Genomic DNA, 19,671 nt, shown 5'->3' with positions numbered 1-19,671 from the left:
TCAACCAACTTTCGGAGTGGCCCGGACACCGAAGTGCAGGTACTTCTCACCGGTCGGCAGCGAGTAGAAGGTCACCGGGCTCCAGGTCAGCGCTTCCGGCTCACGGACGACGAACAGGTCGCCGGTCTCGTCCACCGGCACCATCACGAACTCGTGCGTCGGGTCGGGCATCAACTCGGCCAGCGGGCCGGTCACCGTCTGCCGCAGAACCGCCTGCCCGTCTCGCACCAGGACCTCGCCCATGACGCTGGCCCGGTCGTACCGGCCGACGTGACGCTGTACGTCGACAGTCGGCGGCTCGGCCGGCGCCGCCAGCGGCGCGGGCATTGCCACGTCGGCCAGTTCCGCGAAGATCTCGCGGTACAGGTCCTGGTACAGATCCCTGGCGTTGCCGCCGTTGGTGAGCAGCGTGACGGCCAGACCCTGGTCCGGCAGCACCCGCAGGAACGCGGCCTGGCCGATGGTCTTGCCGTCGTGGCCGATCAGCCGGTGGCCGTCCCAGCCGAAGCGGATCCAGCCGAGGCCCCAGGAATCACCCAGCGAGTACCTGTCCGGCAGGTCCGCGTGCTTGTCGGCCATCGCGGCCACCGAATCCTCGCTGAGCACGCGAGTGCCGTCCGCGGCCAGGCCACGGGCCAGATGCATCCGGGCGAAGGCGAGGGCGTCAGCCACCGTCGACGTGACCAGCCCGGCCGGCCCGAGGGCGCGGGGGAGCCCCCACACCGGCGCCGGTTTCGGCTCGGCCCCGCCCTCGCTGACGTGACCCACGGCCGCGCGGTACAGCAGCGCCTCCTCGGGCAGCGTCACGGTGTGCTCGAGTCCGAGCGGCTTGAAGAGGCGCTCCCGCAGCGCCTGGTCCCAGGTCTTTCCGGTCAGCTTCTCGATCACTCGGCCGGCCAGCGAGAAGCCGGAGTTGCAGTACGACCAGGTCGCGCCGAGCGGGTGGTTCTGCGCCACCTCGGCCAGCAGGTCGACGTACTTCTCCAGGCAGTCGTCACCCCGCCCGGTGTCGGTGAAGACGTCGCCGTCGATCCCGCTCGTGTGGGTGAGCAGGTGCCGCATGGTCACCTGCTTGGCGACATCGGGCTCGCGCAGCGCCAGCTCAGGCAGTACGACGGAGATCGGGGCGTCGAGGTCCAGGAGTCCCTCGTCCACGAGTTGCAGGGCGAGCGTCGCCGTCCACACCTTCGTCATCGACCCGATCTGGAACAGCGAGTCCGTGGTGACCTCGACCCCGGTGTCCTTGTTCAGCACGCCGGTCGCTGCGTCGACGAGTTCGTCCTCCAAGCCCGGCTGGAGTCGCAGGATGCCGAGGGTCGCACCCGGAACCCGGTGCCGCGCGGCGAGCGCGGTGAGGCGGCGTTGCCAGTGCTCCACGTCGATCCGCGGCCGCCGCGGACCGGCCGCGTCGCCGGCGTACTGCTCGACCCAGCCGAGGATCCGGCGGTTGAAGTCGAGCCGGTGCGACGGACGGCCCTGGATGATGAACAGATGGTCGGCCTCGGGGTAGAGCACGAGTTGCGCGGGGACGCCCTGTTCGCGCAGTGCCGTGTGCCACTGCTCTGCCTGGCCGATCGGGCAGCGGACGTCGGCCGCGCCCTGCAGGATCAGCGTCGGCGTCCTCACCTGATCGACCTTGCTCAGCGGTGACATCTCGTCGAACCGGTCGCGCTGATCGCCGAGTTCATAGGCGCTGAGGAAATGGCCGCTGTCGGAGGTGCCCGACATGCTGGTCAGATCGCTGACGACGCCGCCGGCCACAGCCGCCGCGAACCTGTTGTCGCGGCTGGTCAGGTAACACGTCATGAAGCCGCCGTAGCTGTAGCCGGCGACCGCGAGGCGCTTCGGATCCGCGAGGCCCTCGGCCACGAGTTCGTCCAGCGGCTCGAGGAAGTCCTTGGCGTCGGCCGTACCCCAGTTGCCCAGCGCGGCGTTGAAGAACTCCTCGCCGTACCCGTCGCTGCCGCGCGGGTTCATCAGCAGCACCGCCCAGCCGCGGGCAACGAGTTCCTGGTGGTAGAGGTGGGCCTCGTCGGCGGCGCCGTTCCACGCGTTGTGCGGACCGCCGTGCACGTCGAGGAGCAGCGGCTGCGGCTGGGCGGCCTCGGGATCGCGGACCAGCCAGCCGGACACCTTGGTGCCGTCCGAGATGGTGAACTCGCGCTCCACCCGCGGGAAGACCTCGGCGACCTCGGCGCCGTGCGTTGTCAGTGTCTGCGTCGCACCCGAGCCCAGGTCGACGGCCACGATCTCGCCGTACGACGTGGCGGTGTTCAGCACCACGGCCGCGTTGCCGTTGGCAACCGAGAGCCCGGAGACGTTCTGGCCAGGCTCGCCGAGCACGTGCTGAGGAGTGCCGCCGGCGGTGGGTACGGCGTACAGGTGGGAGCAGCCGCGGTCGCGGACGCAGAACAGGACGGTCGCGCCGTCGTCGACGAGCAGCGGAAGAGCACCCGGGTACGCCGGGCCGCCGGGCATCACGTTGCGGTCGAGTGAAGCCGCCAGGTCGACGAGTTCGCCGCCATCCAGTGGAAGCCGCAAGAGCCGGGCATGGCCGACCGGGCCGTCAAGGTTGCCGACGACAAGCAGGGCCTCGCCGTCCGCGGTCCAGAGCATCGGCCCGGCCAGGCCTTCAGCGAGACCGACGAGCTGCGGGGTTGCCTTCTCGTTCGAGACGTCCAGCACGTAGGCCGGAGCGGTGGGCAACAGGTCGGCGTCGGGAGCCGTGCCCGCGCCGAAGGCAAGCTTCTTGCTGTCGGGTGACCAGGCCGGATCGCCCGCGTGCCAATCGCCGTCGGTCACCTGCCGGACCTTCTTCGACGAGACCTCGAGAACGTGGACGTGCTTGCGGATGGTGCGCAACAACCCCGCGCCGTCGGCCTGGTAGTCGAGCCGCTCCGTCACGATCGGCGCGCTGGCCCGCTTGGTGCGGGCCTCGTCGTCCTCCTCCGCTGCGGCGACGATGTCGACCGCCGAGCTGAAGGCGATCCGCTCGCCGTCCGGACTCCAGGTCGGAGCGCCGGCCCCGAGAGGCAGCGTGGTCAGCCGCTCGGGCTCGCCTCCATCGACCGGAAGCACCCATACCTGGGGCGGCCCGTCCTGGGCCCGGAGGAAGGCGATCCGCGTCCCGTCGGGCGACCAGGCAGGCGACAGGTCGGCGTTGCCACGGGTGAGTTGCCGGGCCTCGCCACCGGTCGACGCGACGCGCCACAGGGCGTGCTCGGCCTGATCGGCCTCCAGGTCGCTGGTTCGCAGTACGTAGACCAGCTGGCTCCCGTCAGGCGACAGGGCGGGCTGCTGCGGTACTGCGAACTCGGTCAGGTCTTCGATGCGCGGGCGTCGGGTCACGACGACTCCTCCTTGGGAAAGAGCGGGCTCACTGGACGAGATCAACCGCTTGGAGCGCGGCCGCCGCGTAGTGGCAGGCGGTGTGGTGCCGGTGTCTTCCGGCGTCGGGGGTGGGGTCAACGGTCTGGCACAGTTCGCGATCGGGCCGGACCAGCGGGCCGATCGGGCAGCGCGGATGGAAACGGCAACCGGGCGGTGGGTGGTGCGGGTCGGCCGGTTCGGCGTCCGCGACGGCTCGCAGCGCCGGATCGAGTTCCTCGGCGTCCAGGGCCAGGGCCCCGCGCCGGGGTGCGGCGGCGAGCAGCTCGCGGGTGTAGGGATGTTGCGGGTCGCCGAGCAGCTCGGCGGCGGGACCGAACTCCACGATCCGGCCGAGATACATGACGGCGATGTAGTCACTGACGTAGCGAACCACCGCGAGGTTGTGCGAGATGAACAGCATCGACAGGTGAAGGTGCCGCTGCAGGTCGCGCACCAGGTTCAGCACCGTGCCCTGGACGGACACGTCCAGGGCCGAGGTGATCTCATCGGCCAGGATCACCTCGGGCCGCCCGGCCAGCGCCCGGGCCAGCGCGACTCGTTGCCGTTGGCCACCAGACAGCGCCGCGGGGTAAGCCGAGGCGCCCTCCGGGTCGAGGTCGACGAGCTCGAGCAGCCGAGCCACCTCGCCGGCCCGCGAGTAGTCCGCCGACCTCGGCACCGCCTCGGCGATCGAGTTGCCGATCGTCATCCGGGGGTCGAGCGACGAGTAGGGATCCTGGAACACGAGCTGCAGCGGGCGAGGCCCTCGGCTGCTGTGCCGCAGCGGTACGCCGTCCAGCAGGATCCGCCCGCCGGCGAGCTCCGTCAGCCCTACCGCAGCCCGGGCCAGCGTGGACTTGCCGGAGCCCGACTCGCCGACCAGCCCTACCACTTGCCCCGAAGGGACGGTGAGATCCACCGAGTCGACGGCTGTCAGCGCGCGGCTGCCCGTGCCGAACCGCACAGTCACCTGCTCGAACGTGAGTTCGCTCATCTTTGTTCCATCCGCATCGGCCATCCGAGCTCGACCACCTGGGGGTGCCAGCAGGCGACCCGGTGGCCTTCGTCCAGTTGAGTCTCCAGCTCAGGGTCCTCCGTGCGGCACCGGTCGTCGGCGAACTCGCACCGCGCAGCGAACGCGCAGCCCGACGGCAGCCGCCCTGGATCCACCGGACGCCCCGGGATCACCGCGAGCGGTTGTTCGAGGTCGGTGTCGAGATCCGGTACTGCGGCCAGCAGCGCGCGCGTGTACGGATGCCGGGCCCCCGTGGCCAGGGCGGTCGCGGGGAGGTCCTCGACGACGCGGCCGGCGTACATCACCAGCACCCGGTCGCAGACTTGGCCGATCACGGTGATGTCGTGGCTGATCAGCAGCAACGCGACCCCGTCGTCGGTCCGGATCGACTCCAGCAACCGCAGCACCTGGCGCTGCACGGTGACGTCGAGCGCGGTGGTCGGCTCGTCGGCGACGATCAGCGCGGGTTCTCCCATCAGGCCCATCCCGATCATCGCCCGCTGCCGCATCCCGCCGGAGAACTCGTGCGGGTACTGCCCGGCCCGGCGTTCCGCGGCCGGCACCCGGACTGCCCGCAGCCGGTCGATCGCCCGGGTCGTCGCCTGCCGGCGGGTCAGCCCCTGGTGTTCGCGGGCCCCCTCTGCCAGTTGAGCGCCGATCCGCTTGGTCGGGTTGAACGAGGTCGTCGGATCCTGGAAGACCATCGCGAACGACGTACCGAGCAGTTGGCGGCGGTCGGCGTCGGGGGTCTCGAGCAACGGCTCCCGGAGGAACTCGAGTCGTTCGGCGCTGACCTGGCCGGGAGGTTCGATCAGTTGCGCCACCGCGAGTGCGGTCAGGCTCTTGCCCGAGCCGGACTCGCCGACGACCCCGACGGCCTCGCCATGGCCGATCGTGAAGCTCACACCGCGAACCGGAGTGATCGGACCGTCCGGTCCCGGGAAGGTGACCCGCAGGTCCCGCACCGACAGCACCACGTCCTCGACCACGTACTGCGAGGTCGGCGCCTCGGGCGCGGCGGAGTCGTCCGAGCGGCGGCGGAAGCGGCTTACGCCGATGGACTCCACCCCCAACCCCTTCGCCACGGCCTCACCGAAGAGGTTGAACGCCAGCCCGGAGATCACCACGGCGACACCTGGTGCGAGCGCGGCCGCCGGGTGCACGTAGATGCTGTTGAGGCTCTCACCCATCAGTCGGCCCCAGTCGTACGCCGGAGGCTGGACGCCGAGCCCCAGGAAGGACAAGCCCGCGAAGGCCAGCAGCGCACCGCCCGCCCCGATAGTCGCGTTCACCACCAGCGGCTCGGAGATGTTCGGCAGGATGTGCCGGACCAGCAGCCGGATCCGGCCGGCTCCTGCGATCCGCGCCGCGGCCACGAAGTCGCGGGCCGCCACCCCGGCGACCAGGGTCTGGGTGAGCCGCGCGAAGGCGGGCGCACCGGCGAAGCCGATCGCCAGTACGGCGCCCTTCGCGCCGACGCCGAAGATCACCGCGAAGAACAGCGCCAGCAGGAGACCGGGGAACGCCACCGCCACGTTGACGGTCGCCGTCACCAGCCGTCCAGCACGTCGCCCGAGCACAGCGGGCGCAGTACCGAGCAGCAGGCCGGTCACGACGGCGATCGCGGTCGCCACCAAGGCCAGTGCGATCGATTGCCGGGTGGCCACCAGGACGCGGTAGAAGATGTCGCGGCCGAGGTTGTCGGTGCCCAGCCAGTGGCTCGCCGAGGGGCCCTCCAGCAGGTGGTCGGTGTCGATCGCGCTCGCCTGGTGGGACCACAGCACCGGCGCGAAGACCGCCAGCAGGAGGACCAGGAGCAACAGCAGTCCCGCACTGAGGCCGAGTGGTGTCCGGATCACGGCGGTCCAGCGGCGCCGGCTCTTCGTCGTTCTGGTCGCCATCGATCAGTTCTCCCGGATCGTCGAGCGCGGATCGAGCAGCGCCAGCGCGACGTCGACGACCAGGTTCACCAGCAGCACCCCGATCCCGTAGACGAGCACGACGCCCTGGACGAGCGGGTAGTCCTTGGACAGGATCGAGGAGACGATCGTGCTGCCCAGCCCCGGCCAGCCGAAGACGTTCTCCACCAGCACCGTGCCGGCGACCAGCCCACCCAGCAGCAGACCGCCCAGGGTGATCGTCGCGGTCACCGCGTTCGGCAGCGCGTGCCGCAGATAGATAGTGGCCGCTGGCAACCGTTTGGCCCGGGCGGTGCGCAGGTAGTCGGTCTGCAGTACGGACAGCAGCTCGACCCGGCAGATCCGGGCCAGCACGGCGGCCGGGCCGATGGCCAGGGCGAGCACCGGCAGGATGTACGACGCCGGCGTACTGCGGCCCGCGACCGGCAGCCAGGCGAGCTTCACCGCGAACAGGTACACCAGCCCGACGGCGAGCAGGAACTCCGGGATCGCGGCGAGCACCACGCTGACCGAGGTGAAGCTCAGCTCCGCCCGGGGCCGGCGACCGCCGCGAGTCAGGACACCCATCATCAGGCCGGTCGGTACCGACACCAGCACGGCGAGGACGAAGGCGGCCACCGCGAGCTGCACGGTCGCGGGGAGCCGGTCGCCGATCACGTCAGAGACCGGGAGCCCCGTCGTGATCGACGTACCGAGGTCGCCGGTGACCAGGCTGCGGAGGAAGTGCCAGTACTGCACCCACAGCGGATCGTTGAGCCCGAGCGACTCGCGCCGCGCCTCGACCAGGCTCTGGCTGGCGGCCGGCCCCAGGGCGCTCCTGACCGGGTCGCCCGGGATCAGGTGGATCATCAGGAACGACGCCGTCACCAGGGCCAGCAGCGATATCACCAGCCGCGCCAGCCGGCGGGTGCCGAACCGGACCCACGGGTGGGTGCTCCAGGCCGCCATGCCGCCGGTCGTCCGCGGTTGCGTGCTCGAGATCGTCACCGGCCGACTCCTCCGTCCTTCGTCGCTGATCGCACGGGCGCCTAGCCGAGCATCCGCAGCGACCCCGGTGCGACGCTGCCCGAGCTGAGCTCGAAGGTCGCCCCCTTGGCGAAGGCGGGGACGGTCGAGTCGACGAAGGGCACGATGTCCTGCGCGGTCACCACCGCCTTCTCCGCCGCGGCCCAGTCCGGGCACCCGTCCGTACCGACGACCGCCGAGGCCTTCTGGACGGCCGCGGTGTACGCCGGGTTCTTGATCCCGGCGAAGTTGTTGCCGTTCGGCGGCGTCGCTCCGGACAGGAAGGGCACTAGCTGGCTCGGCAGGGTCACGGTCAGCGGGATCAGCACGGCGTGCCAGGTGCCCTGGCCGGCCAGGATCACGGTGCCGATCTCAGCGGTGGAGACCGCCTTCAGACTCACCTCGATGCCCAGGTCGCTCCAGGCCTTCTGTACCAGTTCCGCTCCGCTCTGCAGCGTCGGACCGAGGCTGGTCGGGTAGTAGAAGATCAGCGACAGCTTCGCGCCGTCCTTGGCCCGGACGCCACCGGTACCGGCCTTCCAGCCCGCCGCGTCCAGGGCCGACTTGGCCGCCGCGAGGTCGTGCGGAGGCAGATTGCCGGTCACCGTGTCCTCGGTACAGGGACCCATTCCGGGGGCGACCAGTCCGGTCGCTGGATTGCCCGTTCCACCGGTGATCACCTTGCCCAGCTGGGTCAGGTCCAGTGCCTGCGTGAGCGCCTTTCGCAGGGCGGGGTCCGCGGTCGGCAGGCCGGCCTTCTGGTTGAACCAGAGTTCGCCCAGGGGAGTGGAAGCCTCGCGCTGGAAGAGTTTCTGGGCCGCCAGCCGCTGCTTGTCGGGTCCGGCGATCGCGGTCAGGTTGATCTGCCCGGACAGCAGCAGGTTCGCCGCGGTCGTCTCGTTGCTGACCACCTTGAGCACCACCTTGTCCGGCAGACCTTGCTGGTCGGTCTTCCAGTCGCCCGGACCCCAGGCGTAGTCCTTGCGGCGCTCCATCGTGTAGTGGTCGCCGGGGACGGCCTCGGTCATGGTGAACATGCCCGTCCCGTCGCCCGCCTGCTTGAGCAGGTTGCGGTCCTTCATGCCCTTGTCGCAGACGATGTGCAGACCGCCGACGTTGCGGTCCAGGAAGGCGTCCGGCGCGGGCACCGTCACGGTCACCGTGCCGGCCGCGTCGTCGGCCGTCGCCTTGGCGCCGGGCGGGACGAAGACCCCGATCCGGCTCGACTTGTTGGCCGGGTCACCGACGAAGCTGATGTTCGCCGCGACGGTGGTCGCCGTCAGCGGCGTACCGTCGGCGCACGTCACTCCTTTGCGCAGCGTGTACGTCGCCTTGGTGGTCGTGCTCTCCCACTTCTCCGCCAGTCCGGGCACCATCTTCCCGGCCGGGTCGAGGCTGATCAGGGAGTCGTACATGAACGCGTCGACCTGCTGGGTGACCGACAACGAGGTGAAGTGCGGATCGAGATTGCCGGGGTCGGCGCTGATCGCCATCGTGAAGGTCTGGCCCTCGGCGAACTTGCCGGTGTTGCCGACCGTGGCGCTCGAGCCCGAGCCCGAGTCGCACGCGGTCAGGACGAGTCCGAGCGCGAGGGTCCCGGCCAGGACAAGGGTCTGGGGAGATCGCATGGTGGTGCCTCCGAGGGGATTCGGTGCCGTCAGGACTGCGCGCGGCGCATCGCGCGGCCGCTGTGGAGGTAGAGGGCCCGGCCGCTGCCGTCGTCGCCGATGAAGGCCTGCGGCTGGTGGAATCCCTGCTGCGGTTCGAGCGTGATCAGCGTGTCGCCGTCGAGCCGGACCAGCTCGACCGGATCCGGCTTGCCGCCTAGCTCGGCGATCTCGCCCTTGGGGGTGTGGTCGAGCCAGACCCGGCCGTCGTCGGCCTGGCTGACGGTGATCTCGGCGACGTCGCAGCTGTACGTCCCGACGTACCGGGTGACGTCGTCCAGCGGCGCGCGGTCGGCCGGTGGGGTGGGCAGTGACGGCAGCTCCAGCCCGATCAGCTCCCGCAACACGTGTCCGACGACCTGCTGGTAGAGGCCGATCATGGTGCCGCCGTTGGTCAGCAGGGCGACCGAGAGCCCGTGCTCGGGCACCACCCGGAGGAAGGCGCCCTGGCCGATGGTGCCGCCGTCGTGGCCGATCACCGTGCTGCCCTGCCAGTCGAAGATCTCCCAGCCGAGTCCCCAGGCGTTGCCCATCATCCCCAGCGGCGGCAGCTCGACCTGGCGGTCCTGCATCGCCTTGACGCTGCCGGATCCGACCACCGCAGTACCGTCGGGGGCCTTGCCGCCGTCGAGGTGGAGCTGGGCGAAGGCGAGCAGGTCCCGGGGACGCATGGCGAGCATCGCGCCGGCCGGAGCCATCGACCGCATCAGTGACCACACCGGCGCCGGCACCGGGTCGGCGTCCGGCTCCGGCCGGATGTGACCGACGGCGGCGCGGTGCAGGATCGCCTCGTTCGCGTCGTTGGCCACATGGGTCAGGCCGAGCGGGGTGAAGACGTACTCCCGCAGGCAGGTGGCGTACGGCTTGCCCCGCACCAGTTCGACCAGCCGGCCCAGCACGGAGAAGGCGGCGTTGTTGTAGGAGAACATCTCGCCCGGCGGGTAGAGCTGGGTCACCCCGGCGAGCTGCGCGACGTACTTCTCGACGCAGTCGTCGCCGTTGCCCGTGTCGGTGAAGATGTCGCCCTCGAAACCGGATGTGTGGCACAGCAGTTGCCGCACCGTGATCGCCGCGGCGGCAGCCTCGTCGTCGATCACGAAGCCGGGCACGTAGTCGCGGACCGGCGCGTCCAGGTCGACCAGACCCTCGTCGACCAGCTGCATCACCAGCGTGGTCGTCCACACCTTCGTGATCGAGCCGACCTGGAACAGGGAGTCGGCCGTGGCCTCGACACCGGTCGCCTTGCTGAGCACGCCGGCCGCCGCGTCGATCACCTCACCGCGCCACGACACCGCGACCGCGGCGCCGGGCACCTGGTACTCCGCCAGCAACGTCGCCAGCCGGTCGTCCAGCCACTTCTGGATCTCGCTCAGGGTCGCCATTCCCGAACCGTAGGACCGGCGCGGGAGACAGTATTCGTCCCCGCGGACGAGGACTGGGCGTGAATCCGTCCGGGCGGACGAAGCCGATCGCCCCGCCCGGCGGCTAATCGGCTGGCCACCCCCGGCCGTCGGTGTGAGGATCCGAGGATGGGCAGCGAGCGGCGGTACTGGTACGAGGACGGCCTGGACCCGGAGGAGCTGGAGTTCCAGCGGCTCTACGGTCCGGTCCTGCCGGCCACCCGGGCGGAGGCGAAGGAGTTCTTCGGCGGACTCGGCCTGCCCTGGTGGATCGCCGGCGGCTGGTCGATCGAGGCGTTCACCGGGGTATCCCGGCCGCACGACGACCTCGACGTGTCCTTCTGGCGGAGGAACGTGCCGCAACTGGTGGAGCACTCGAAGGGCCGGTACCACGTCTGGTCAGCCGGGAGCGCCGGGATCCACCCGCTGTCGGTGGAGAAGCCGGAGGTCCCGGACACCGCCGACCAGGTCTGGCTCCGGGAGCATGCCCTCGCGCCTTGGCGGTACGACGTCGTACTGAACCCCGATCGCGACGGGCGCTGGGTGTTCCGGCGTGACCCGAGCCTCGACTTCGACCTGGACGAGGTCACCTGGATCGCCGACGACGGCATCCGGTACCTCAACCCGGAGATGGCCATCTGCTACAAGGCCAAGGCGGACCGGCCCAAGGACCGCCAGGACCTCGCCAACACCCTGCCGCTGCTCTCGGCGGCCCGGCGAACCTGGCTGGCCGACATGGTCCACCACCTGCACCCCGACCACGTCTGGCTCGACCAGATCCGCTAGGCCGGACCCCCAGGCCATCGAACGGCCTGGTCCGGGGTTGGGGGCGCGCTCGGCGAGTGCGGAGGCGGCTGCCATTGATGGGCTGGAGGTCCGCCGACCGGGGCGGCGGGGCGGGAACATCAGGGGCGGACTTACCCTTGAGGGTGTTATGACTCCTCCCGCTCGTCGCACGGTCTACCTCGACCACGCCGCGACGACTCCGATGCTGCCCGCGGCGATCGAGGCGATGGCCTCCCATCTCGGACGCACCGGCAACGCCTCTTCCCTGCACGGTTCCGGCCGGGCGGCGCGGCGTACGGTCGAGGAGTCGCGGGAGACGATCGCCGAGGCGCTGAACGCCCAGCCCAGCGAGGTGGTGTTCACCTCCGGCGGCACCGAGGCGGACAACCTGGCGCTGAAGGGCCTGTGGTGGGCCCGGCTGAAGGACGACCCGCGCCGCCGCCGGATCCTGCTCAGCGGCATCGAGCACCACGCCGTACTGGATCCCGCCGTCTGGCTCGCGCAGCACGAGGGCGCCGAGATCGAGTGGTTGCCGGTCGACGACCTCGGCCGGGTGCACCCGGAGGACGTCCGGCGGGCGATCGAGCAGGACCCGGACTCTGTGTCGTTCGTCACGCTGATGATGGCCAACAACGAGGTCGGCACCCTCCAGCCGATCAAGGAGATCGCCGCGCTAGCCAAGGCGTACGAGATCCCCGTGCACACCGACGCCGTCCAAGCCGTCGGGCAGGTGCCGGTGGACTTCGCCGACCTCGGCGTCGACGCGATGACGATCTCCGCCCACAAGGTCGGCGGTCCGTACGGGATCGGCGCGCTGGTGGTCCGCAAGGAGACCAAGCTGGTGCCGATCGTGCACGGCGGCGGCCAGGAGCGCGACGTACGGTCCGGCACCCTCGACACCCCGGCGACCGCCGGGTTCGCGGTCGCGGTCGAGCACGCGGTCAAGCACCAGGCCGACGAGGCGCGCCGGCTGATCGAGCTCCGCGACCACCTGATCGAGGGCATCACCACCACCGTGCCGGGCGCGAAGCTGTCCGGCGACCCGGTCGGCCGTTTGCCCGCTAACGCACACTTGTCGTTCAAGGACTGCGAGGGCGACTCGCTGCTGCTCCTGCTGGACGCGCGCGGCATCGAGGTCTCCACCGGGTCCGCGTGCAACGCCGGCGTGGCCGAGCCGAGCCACGTGCTGCTGGCGATGGGGTACGACGACCAGCGGGCGCGCGGGTCGCTCCGGTTCACCCTGGGGCACACGTCCGCCCGGGCCGACGTGGACGCAGTACTGGACGCGATCGGGCCGGTCGTCGAGCGGGCGATGTCCGCGGGATTGCAGAACGTGGGAAGGAATAACTGATGCGGGTACTCGCAGCCATGTCCGGCGGGGTCGACTCCGCCGTCGCGGCCGCGCGGATGGCCGAGGCCGGACACGACGTGGTCGGCGTCCACCTCGCCCTGAGCCGGAACCCGCAGTCGTACCGCAGTGGCGCCCGCGGCTGCTGCACGATCGAGGACTCCCGGGACGCGCGCCGCGCCGCCGACGTGATCGGCATCCCCTTCTACATCTGGGACCTGGCCGAGCGCTTCCACGCGGACGTGGTCGAGGACTTCGTCGCGGAGTACGCGGCCGGCCGGACGCCGAACCCGTGCCTGCGGTGCAACGAGAAGGTCAAGTTCAGCGCGGTGCTCGAGCGCGCCCTGGCGCTGGACTTCGACGCGGTCGCGACCGGGCACTACGCGCAGATCGTGGAGACCCCGACCGGTCGCGAGCTGCACCGCGCGGTGGACCCGGCCAAGGACCAGTCGTACGTACTCGGCGTGCTCACGCAAGCGCAGCTGAAGCACGCGTTCTTCCCGCTCGGCGACACCCCCAAGACCGAGATCCGTGCTGAGGCCGAGCGCCGCGGCCTCGCGGTGGCGGCCAAGCCGGACAGCCACGACATCTGCTTCATTGCCGACGGCAACACCGCGGGCTTCCTCGGCGAGCAGCTGGGCGAGGCGCCGGGGGACATCGTCGACGCCCAGGGCAACAAGCTCGGCGAGCACAAGGGCACCCACGGCTTCACCGTCGGCCAGCGCAAGGGCCTGAAGATCGGTACTCCGGCCGCCGACGGCAAGCCGCGCTTCGTCCTCGACATCTCCCCGGTGGAGCGGACCGTCACGGTCGGGTCCCGCGCGGAGCTGGCGGTCGAGCGGCTGACGGCGTCCAGCCCACGCTGGTGCGGCCCGGCCCCGACCGAGACCATCCAGGCCAAGGCCCAGCTGCGCGCGCACGGCGAGGAGATCGCGGTCACCGCGCGCCTCGAGGACGGCAAGGTCTTCGTCGAGTTCGATGAGCCCGCGGACGCGGTCGCCCCCGGCCAGGCGGTCGTCCTGTACGACGGCACGCGCGTGATCGGCTCAGCCACCATCGACACGGTCGAGCGCGCAACCCAGAAGGTCTGACCCGTGCTCCGCATGAAGGACACCTGCGAGCGCTGCGCGACCAAGCTCGGCCCGACGGACGACGCGGTGATCTGCAGCTACGAGTGCACCTTCTGTTCGGCCTGCTCCGACGCCATGGACGCCGTCTGCCCGAACTGCGGCGGTGAACTCGTACGGCGGCCGAGGCGCACCACCGGCGCGGCCGCGATCGCCACCAGGACGCCCGGCCGGGTGACCCGGTACCTCCAGCGGAACAGGAACCACCCGTGAGCAGTCCTTTTGGCCCAGCGGCGACCACCGGAATGGGATCGCTGCCCGGCGAGGACATGCGCAAGTGGGTCAGCGTCGTCCTGGACGTCGTCAGCATCCCTTTCCTCCCCGAGCTCCCCGCCCGCCCGTACGGCGACATGGTGAGCCGGGCGGCGGGTCTCCTCACCCAGCTGGCCCTAGACCTCCAGCCGGCCGGGTGGCGCCTGACCGGCGGCAATGATCCCCGCGCGAGCTTGGACCAGCGCCGGGCTCGGTCCCTCCTGCTGCAGGACCTGGACGTCCTCGAGGAGCTGGCAGACGGCTACGCCGGCCCGTTGAAGCTTCAGGTCACCGGGCCGTGGACGCTCGCCGCGACGGTGGAACTGCCGCGCGGCGACAAGGTCCTGGCCGACCACGGCGCCCGACGCGACCTTGCGGAGACCCTGGCGTATGGCCTCCAAGAACACGTCGCAGAGGTCCGCCGACGAGTCCCCGGCGCTGAGCTCGTCGTACAGCTCGATGAGCCCGCGTTGCCCGCAGTACTGGCTGGGGCTGTTCCGACGGCCAGTGGGTGGAGCAAGCACCGCTCTGTCGATGGTCCGGGGGCCGTGGACCTCCTGAGCCGGGTGGTCGAGGCAGTAGCTCCTGCAATCACGCTGGTGCACTGCTGTGCGGCACGGCCGCCTATCGAGGTGTTCCGGAAGGCCGGAGCCGATGGGATCGCCGTAGACCTCGCGCTGCTGACGGAGGCAGCCTGGGAGCAGATCGCCTTCGCTGTAGAAGCCGATGTCACCCTCTACGCAGGCGTCGTCCCCACTACGGGCGAGATCCCTCACCCTGAGCGGGCCGCCGAGCCTCTGACCCGCCGTTGGTCCGAGATCGGCCTCTCGACCCCCTCACTCGCAGACGTCGTCCTCACCCCCGCCTGCGGCCTCGCCGCAGCCCCGTCACCCGCTGACGCCAGGTCCCGCCTGCAGGTACTCCGTCCCGCCGCCGAGTTCCTCGCCGAAACCGCACAGTCATAACTCCTTGCGTCCGAAGAACTGCGGAGACGGGTCCGCAGTACTTCGGACGCAAGCGAAGTACCGGGAATCGTCGGTGGGCGGCGGTAGGTTTTGCTCATGAGTACGGAGATTCCCGACACCACTGCCGCTGACCAGCCCGCCCCGTCGCCGAAGGTGCGCGAGCGGCATGCCGAGCTGAGCCGGGAGATCGAGGAGCACCGGTTCCGCTACTACATGGCGGCCTCGACCATCTCCGACGCCGACTTCGACGAGCTGATGCACGAGCTGCAGCGGATCGAGGAGGAGTACCCGGAGCTCCGCACCCCGGACTCCCCGACGCAGAAGGTCGGCATCCCGATCTCGACGCTGTTCACCGCGGTCGACCACCCGACCCGGATGGAGAGCCTGGCGAACGCGTTCTCCGCCGAGCAGATGGAGGCCTGGGCGAAGCGGCTGGAGCGCGAGGTCACCGTCAAGCAGATCGACGACAGCGGCTTCCTCTGTGAGCTCAAGGTCGACGGGCTCGCCCTCGACCTGGTCTACGAGAACGGCCGGCTGGTCACCGGCGCCACCCGCGGCGACGGCCGGACCGGTGAGGACGTCACGCTGAACGTCCGGACCATCAAGAGCATCCCGAACCAGCTGGAAGGCGACGACCTGCCGACCTTCCTCGAGGTTCGCGGCGAGGTGTTCTTCCGGGTCGAGGACTTCGCCGACCTGAACGCGCAACTCGTCGAGGCCGGCAAGGACCCCTTCTCCAACCCGCGCAACGGCGCCGCCGGATCCCTGCGGCAGAAGGACCCCCGGGTCTCCGCGACCCGCCCGCTCCGCTTCGTGGTACACGGTCTCGGTCGGGTGGAGGGGTATCACGTCAGCCGGTTGTCCTCGGCGTACGAGCAGCTGAAGGCGTGGGGGCTGCCGGTCAGCGATCGCGCCCGCCGGGTCGGCACGCTCGACGAGGTGAACGAGTTCATCGCGTACTACGGCGAGAACCGGCACTCGGTGGACCACGAGATCGACGGCGTCGTGGTCAAGGTGGACGAGGTCGACCTGCAGCGCGCGCTCGGCTCCACCTCGAGTGCCCCGCGCTGGGCGATCGCGTACAAGTACCCGCCGGAGGAGGTCACCACCAAGCTCCTCGCCATCGAGGTCAACGTCGGCCGCACCGGCCGCGTGACCCCGTACGGCGTGATGGAACCGGTCCGGGTGGCCGGCTCGACGGTGGAGTTCGCCACCCTCCACAACGCCAAGGAGGTCGAGCGCAAGGGCGTCTACCCGGGCGACACCGTCGTACTGCGCAAGGCGGGCGACGTTATCCCGGAGATCCTCGGCCCGGTGATCGAGCTGCGCCCGGACGACGCCGCGCCCTGGGTGATGCCGACCGAATGTCCGTCCTGCGGGACCGAGCTGCGGCCGATGAAGGAGGGGGACATCGACATCCGCTGCCCCAACTCCCGGTCCTGCCCGGCGCAGTTGCGCGAGCGGCTCTTCCATCTGGCCGGGCGGTCCGCGTTCGACATCGAGGTGCTCGGCTTCAAGGCCGCGGACGCGTTGATCAGCAGCGGGCTGATCGCCGACGAGGGCGACCTGTTCGCGCTGACCGACGAAGACCTGGCCAGCAGTTCCTTCTTCACCACCAAGGCCGGGACACTGTCGGCCAACGCGCAGAAGCTGGTCGCGAACCTCGAGCAGGCGAAGACCCAGCCGCTGTCCCGCGGGCTCGTCGCGCTGTCGATCCGCCACGTCGGCCCGACCGCGGCGGCCGCGCTGGCCGCGGCGTACGACGACATCGACGCGATCCGGGCCGCCTCGGAGGAGGAGCTGTCCCAGATCGAGGGGGTCGGCCCGACCATCGCGCACGCGGTGATCGAGTGGTTCGAGATCGACTGGCACCAGGCGATCGTGGACAAGTGGAAGGCCGCCGGCGTGCAGTTGCGCCAGGAGCGGACCGGCCCGAGCGTCGCGCAGACGCTGACCGGGCTGTCGATCGTGGTCACCGGCACGGTCGAGGGATTCAGCCGCGACGAGGCGACCGAGGCGATCGTGTCGCGCGGTGGCAAGGTGGCGAGCTCGGTGTCGAAGAAGACGTCGTTCGTGGTGGTCGGCGACTCGCCGGGCTCCAAGTACGACAAGGCCGTCCAGCTCGGCGTACCGATTCTGGACTCGACTGGATTCCAAGCCCTGTTGGAAGAAGGACCCGACGCGGCCGCTGCGCTGGCGACGAACCCCGCGCCTGAAGATGCATAGCTGACAGGTGGGATCCGGCGCGGGTACTGAGCCGTCGGACTGTTAGTTTGCACCTTCTACACGTGGGTTTCTAAGGAGCGCATATGACGACGCCGCCACAAGGGCCGTGGGGTCCTGGGCAGCCGGGGGGCCAGCAGGGCGGGCAAGGGGGACAGCCAGGGCAAGGTGGCTGGGGACAGCAGCCGGGCCAGGGTGGCGGTGGCTGGGGCCAGCGCCCCGGCGGCCAGCAGCCCGGTCAACCGCCGGTCCAGCCGGGCCAGGGCCAACCTCCGCAGCAAGGTGGCGGATGGGGCCAGCAGCCTCAGCACCCGGGCCAGGGCCAGCAGCCAGGGCAGGGGCAGCAGCCAGGGCAGGGTGGTTGGGGCCAGCGCCCCGGTGGTCAGCAGCCCGGTGGGTACCCGCAGCAGCCCTGGGGACAGGGACAGCAGCAGGGCTGGCAGCACCAGCAGCAGGGCGGCGGTCAGCAGCCCTGGCAGACCGGTGGACCAGGCGGCCCGAACAAGGGTGGTCTTCCCAAGGACAAGATGCCGCTGTTCGTCGGTGGTGGTCTGATCGCGCTGGTTCTGGTCGGTCTGCTGATCTTCCTGGGCGTCAAGGCGCTCGGCGGTGACGACGAGCCCATCTCGAACCCGACGACCACGACGCAGCCGACGGGCGACCCCTCCACGGAGCCGTCCGGCGAGCCGTCGGGTGAGCCGAGCGGTGAACCGTCCACTCCGGCCGGTGGCGAGCTCGGCAACGCGACCGGTCAGGCGAAGTCCGCGACCGACAAGTTGCAGGCCGACGGGTACCAGTGCAGCGACCTGTTCAACGGCGCGCAGGGTGCGCACCGCGGCTGCTTCAAGTACAAGGACGCGACCTCGGCCGAGGCGATCTTCCAGTTCCAGCCGGACGGCGCCATCATCGGCGTGCTGCTGCGGTCCGAGGACTCGGACAACATCAACAACGCCAAGGTCACCTTCGACGCGGCGCTGCAGGCGATCGGCAACGACACCTTCGGCGGCAGCGAGGTGGTCAAGATCCAGGACGCCGTGAAGACCGGCCAGAAGACCGGCAAGATCGGCAGCACCTGGGGCGAGTTCCAGCTCCGCAACAACGGTGACGACCTGCAGCTGTCCGGCGGCAGGTCCGGCTCCGACTCGTACGACCTGCCCCGCAAGCAGTTCACCACCACCGAGGCGCAGATGTACGCGGCGCTGAAGCCGAAGCAGTACACCTGCACGTCGTCCTGTCGCAAGACGGTCGGCAAGTACGGCTCGCAGAGCATCTACGGGTACGGCGGCACCAGCGGCGGCATCCGGTCCTTCGAGATGCGCGCCTCGGGTGAGCCGGCCGACGTGAAGGCGGCCATCCCGGCGGTCATCGCCGACGGGTTCGCGGCGGTCCAGGGACCGGACGCGGCGGCGCTGAAGGCGTACGTCGAGGCACACAACGACGGCAAGTCGTACGCTTCTTATGTGTCCGGGTGGCGGGTAGAGATCACCGGCAACAACGACGACAGCTACCGGTCGCAGACGATCTCCATCCGTTACGAGTCGTTCTACGTGTGAGCCGCGGTCTCAGGGCCGCGACGAAGCCTGAGGTGAGATGAAGCGCGATCGGCGGGAGCGCCGGGCGGTGGTCAAGCCGCCGCCCGAGTCGCTCCAGCGGGTGGACGGGGGCGGCCCTTGGGGGCCGACCCAGTTCGACCTGCCGGAACGCGACGGCAGCAACGTCCAGGCGATCGTGATGGTCGCCCTGGTCGGTTTCGTCATCCTGCTGATCATTGCGGGGCTCTGGACCCTCGCCTACTTCCAGCTGAACTAGACGTCACACGAAAGTGGGGCCTCCTGAATCAGGAGGCCCCACTTTCGCTGTCTGGATGCGGTGTGCTCTAGGCAGTGGCGCGGATGGTGACCGCGAGGCTGGCCAGGTAGCTGAGGCGAGCGACCTCGGACCCGAGGAACTCGGGACCGCCGCGGCGGCCGATCACCAGCACCCGCCGGTTCGACTCCAGCGGCGCCGCGACCAGGACCGACTCGGCCAGACCCTTGTGGTCCGGAGCGACCAGCGTGGTCGCCTTCTCCAACGGCAGCCACTGGTCGACCAACTGGCCGAACTCAGGCGTGGCGCTCGTCTCCAGCGCGACCTTGATCTCGCTGCCGGTTCCGTCCAGCAACGCGGCCCAGTCCGCGTGCAGTACTGCGGGGGCCTGCTCGACCAGGATGTCGACCGCCTCGGCCGGAACAGAGGTCATCTGCTCGACGGCTTCGAGGTCCATGTGGAGCCCGCCGCCGGCGCCGTACCGGGAGAACCAGATCACTTCGACGTCGGGCACGCTGTTGCAGGCGGAGACGAGCCGGTCGGGCAGGACGCCTTGCGGCAGGTCGACCACGATGTCGTCGACGGCGGTGCCGTTCTCGCGCCGGTGCTCCACGATCTCGATCGCGTGGATGTCGGCGTTCACCTCGCCGAGAGCCGTCGCCACGGTGCCCAGCGAACCGGGCCGATCGGGGATGATCAATCGCAGCAGGAACACCGAACGATCATCTCCCACCCGAATACCGCGCACGTTACGCCCTGTCGCGGACCATGTTACAGAGCGGAACAAAC

General features: G+C 70.2%; 16 protein-coding genes. 8 read left to right on the top strand and 8 right to left on the bottom strand.

Annotated elements, in window-relative coordinates; genetic code table 11:
• The 6 genes from EV644_RS37500 to EV644_RS37475 are packed head-to-tail and all read right to left on the bottom strand — an operon-like array spanning nt 1 to nt 10,357.
• Entirely contained in the window at nt 1-3,348 is a 3,348-nt protein-coding gene (locus tag EV644_RS37500; RefSeq protein WP_132195327.1) for a serine hydrolase, read from the bottom strand.
• A gap of 28 nt (nt 3,349-3,376) precedes the next feature.
• Nucleotides 3,377-4,363: an ABC transporter ATP-binding protein gene (locus EV644_RS37495; protein ID WP_132195329.1), complete on the bottom strand. Its 987-nt coding sequence runs from the start codon at nt 4,361-4,363 to the stop codon at nt 3,377-3,379.
• Nucleotides 4,360-6,285 carry a dipeptide/oligopeptide/nickel ABC transporter permease/ATP-binding protein gene (locus EV644_RS37490; RefSeq protein ID WP_132195331.1) on the bottom strand — a complete coding sequence of 642 codons (1,926 nt, stop codon included), beginning with the start codon at nt 6,283-6,285 and terminating at the stop codon, nt 4,360-4,362. The genes EV644_RS37495 and EV644_RS37490 overlap by 4 nt, the downstream gene beginning before the upstream one ends.
• Nucleotides 6,286-6,288: 3 nt before the next feature.
• The gene (locus EV644_RS37485; RefSeq protein ID WP_199240222.1) at nt 6,289-7,290 is read right to left on the bottom strand and encodes an ABC transporter permease; all 1,002 of its coding nucleotides are present in this window, start codon (nt 7,288-7,290) and stop codon (nt 6,289-6,291) included.
• A gap of 41 nt (nt 7,291-7,331) precedes the next feature.
• Complete coding sequence (locus EV644_RS37480) at nt 7,332-8,936, bottom strand: ABC transporter substrate-binding protein (protein WP_132195333.1); 1,605 nt, start codon at nt 8,934-8,936, stop codon at nt 7,332-7,334.
• A gap of 29 nt (nt 8,937-8,965) precedes the next feature.
• On the bottom strand, nt 8,966-10,357 hold the full coding sequence (locus tag EV644_RS37475) for a serine hydrolase domain-containing protein (RefSeq protein WP_132195335.1): 1,392 nt from the start codon (nt 10,355-10,357) through the stop codon (nt 8,966-8,968).
• Between the two features lie 147 nt (nt 10,358-10,504).
• Here EV644_RS37475 and EV644_RS37470 point away from each other — a divergent pair, with 147 nt between their 5' ends.
• The 6 genes from EV644_RS37470 to ligA all read left to right on the top strand — a co-directional run bounded on the left by EV644_RS37470 (nt 10,505) and on the right by ligA (nt 17,079).
• Nucleotides 10,505-11,161, top strand: coding sequence for a nucleotidyltransferase domain-containing protein (locus EV644_RS37470; RefSeq protein ID WP_132195337.1), 657 nt, complete (start codon nt 10,505-10,507; stop codon nt 11,159-11,161).
• 148 nt (nt 11,162-11,309) lie between these two features.
• The gene (locus EV644_RS37465; RefSeq protein WP_132195339.1) at nt 11,310-12,512 is read left to right on the top strand and encodes a cysteine desulfurase family protein; all 1,203 of its coding nucleotides are present in this window, start codon (nt 11,310-11,312) and stop codon (nt 12,510-12,512) included.
• Nucleotides 12,512-13,600 carry a tRNA 2-thiouridine(34) synthase MnmA gene (gene mnmA, locus EV644_RS37460; protein ID WP_132195341.1) on the top strand — a complete coding sequence of 363 codons (1,089 nt, stop codon included), beginning with the start codon at nt 12,512-12,514 and terminating at the stop codon, nt 13,598-13,600. The genes EV644_RS37465 and mnmA overlap by 1 nt, the downstream gene beginning before the upstream one ends.
• Before the next feature lie 12 nt (nt 13,601-13,612).
• Nucleotides 13,613-13,849, top strand: a complete 237-nt coding sequence (locus EV644_RS37455; protein WP_132195395.1) for a DUF1272 domain-containing protein — start codon at nt 13,613-13,615, stop codon at nt 13,847-13,849.
• Nucleotides 13,846-14,853: a uroporphyrinogen decarboxylase/cobalamine-independent methonine synthase family protein gene (locus EV644_RS37450; RefSeq protein WP_132195343.1), complete on the top strand. Its 1,008-nt coding sequence runs from the start codon at nt 13,846-13,848 to the stop codon at nt 14,851-14,853. Before EV644_RS37455 ends, EV644_RS37450 begins: the two co-directional genes overlap by 4 nt.
• A 96-nt stretch (nt 14,854-14,949) precedes the next feature.
• Nucleotides 14,950-17,079: an NAD-dependent DNA ligase LigA gene (gene ligA, locus EV644_RS37445; RefSeq protein WP_132195345.1), complete on the top strand. Its 2,130-nt coding sequence runs from the start codon at nt 14,950-14,952 to the stop codon at nt 17,077-17,079.
• 56 nt (nt 17,080-17,135) lie between these two features.
• Here the strand turns inward: ligA and EV644_RS46840 are convergent, their stop codons facing one another.
• Nucleotides 17,136-17,522: a hypothetical protein gene (locus tag EV644_RS46840; protein ID WP_241999312.1), complete on the bottom strand. Its 387-nt coding sequence runs from the start codon at nt 17,520-17,522 to the stop codon at nt 17,136-17,138.
• An 81-nt stretch (nt 17,523-17,603) separates the two neighbouring features.
• Between EV644_RS46840 and EV644_RS37440 the strand changes: the two genes are divergently transcribed.
• Nucleotides 17,604-18,629 carry a PT domain-containing protein gene (locus tag EV644_RS37440; RefSeq protein WP_241999313.1) on the top strand — a complete coding sequence of 342 codons (1,026 nt, stop codon included), beginning with the start codon at nt 17,604-17,606 and terminating at the stop codon, nt 18,627-18,629.
• Nucleotides 18,630-18,666: 37 nt separating this feature from the next.
• Nucleotides 18,667-18,885 carry a hypothetical protein gene (locus EV644_RS37435; RefSeq protein ID WP_132195349.1) on the top strand — a complete coding sequence of 73 codons (219 nt, stop codon included), beginning with the start codon at nt 18,667-18,669 and terminating at the stop codon, nt 18,883-18,885.
• A gap of 67 nt (nt 18,886-18,952) precedes the next feature.
• On the opposite strand, the gene EV644_RS37430 is transcribed toward EV644_RS37435, so the two are convergent.
• Nucleotides 18,953-19,597, bottom strand: a complete 645-nt coding sequence (locus EV644_RS37430; RefSeq protein WP_132195351.1) for an ACT domain-containing protein — start codon at nt 19,595-19,597, stop codon at nt 18,953-18,955.
• Nucleotides 19,598-19,671: the final 74 nt, after the last annotated feature.

The sequence above is a fragment of the Kribbella orskensis genome (assembly GCF_004342085.1).
Lineage (GTDB): Bacteria > Actinomycetota > Actinomycetes > Propionibacteriales > Kribbellaceae > Kribbella > Kribbella orskensis.
This window is presented reverse-complemented; position numbering and strand designations above follow the sequence as displayed.

What these genes read in the sequence shown, in the direction of transcription:
- EV644_RS37495 (WP_132195329.1), bottom strand. Translation starts at nt 4,363, where the DNA reads ATGAGCGAACTCACGTTCGAGCAGGTGACTGTGCGGTTCGGCACGGGC.
- EV644_RS37490 (WP_132195331.1), bottom strand. Translation starts at nt 6,285, where the DNA reads ATGGCGACCAGAACGACGAAGAGCCGGCGCCGCTGGACCGCCGTGATC.
- EV644_RS37480 (WP_132195333.1), bottom strand. Translation starts at nt 8,936, where the DNA reads ATGCGATCTCCCCAGACCCTTGTCCTGGCCGGGACCCTCGCGCTCGGA.
- EV644_RS37475 (WP_132195335.1), bottom strand. Translation starts at nt 10,357, where the DNA reads ATGGCGACCCTGAGCGAGATCCAGAAGTGGCTGGACGACCGGCTGGCG.
- EV644_RS37470 (WP_132195337.1), top strand. Translation starts at nt 10,505, where the DNA reads ATGGGCAGCGAGCGGCGGTACTGGTACGAGGACGGCCTGGACCCGGAG.
- EV644_RS37465 (WP_132195339.1), top strand. Translation starts at nt 11,310, where the DNA reads ATGACTCCTCCCGCTCGTCGCACGGTCTACCTCGACCACGCCGCGACG.
- mnmA (WP_132195341.1), top strand. Translation starts at nt 12,512, where the DNA reads ATGCGGGTACTCGCAGCCATGTCCGGCGGGGTCGACTCCGCCGTCGCG.
- EV644_RS37455 (WP_132195395.1), top strand. Translation starts at nt 13,613, where the DNA reads ATGAAGGACACCTGCGAGCGCTGCGCGACCAAGCTCGGCCCGACGGAC.
- ligA (WP_132195345.1), top strand. Translation starts at nt 14,950, where the DNA reads ATGAGTACGGAGATTCCCGACACCACTGCCGCTGACCAGCCCGCCCCG.
- EV644_RS37440 (WP_241999313.1), top strand. Translation starts at nt 17,604, where the DNA reads ATGCCGCTGTTCGTCGGTGGTGGTCTGATCGCGCTGGTTCTGGTCGGT.
- EV644_RS37435 (WP_132195349.1), top strand. Translation starts at nt 18,667, where the DNA reads ATGAAGCGCGATCGGCGGGAGCGCCGGGCGGTGGTCAAGCCGCCGCCC.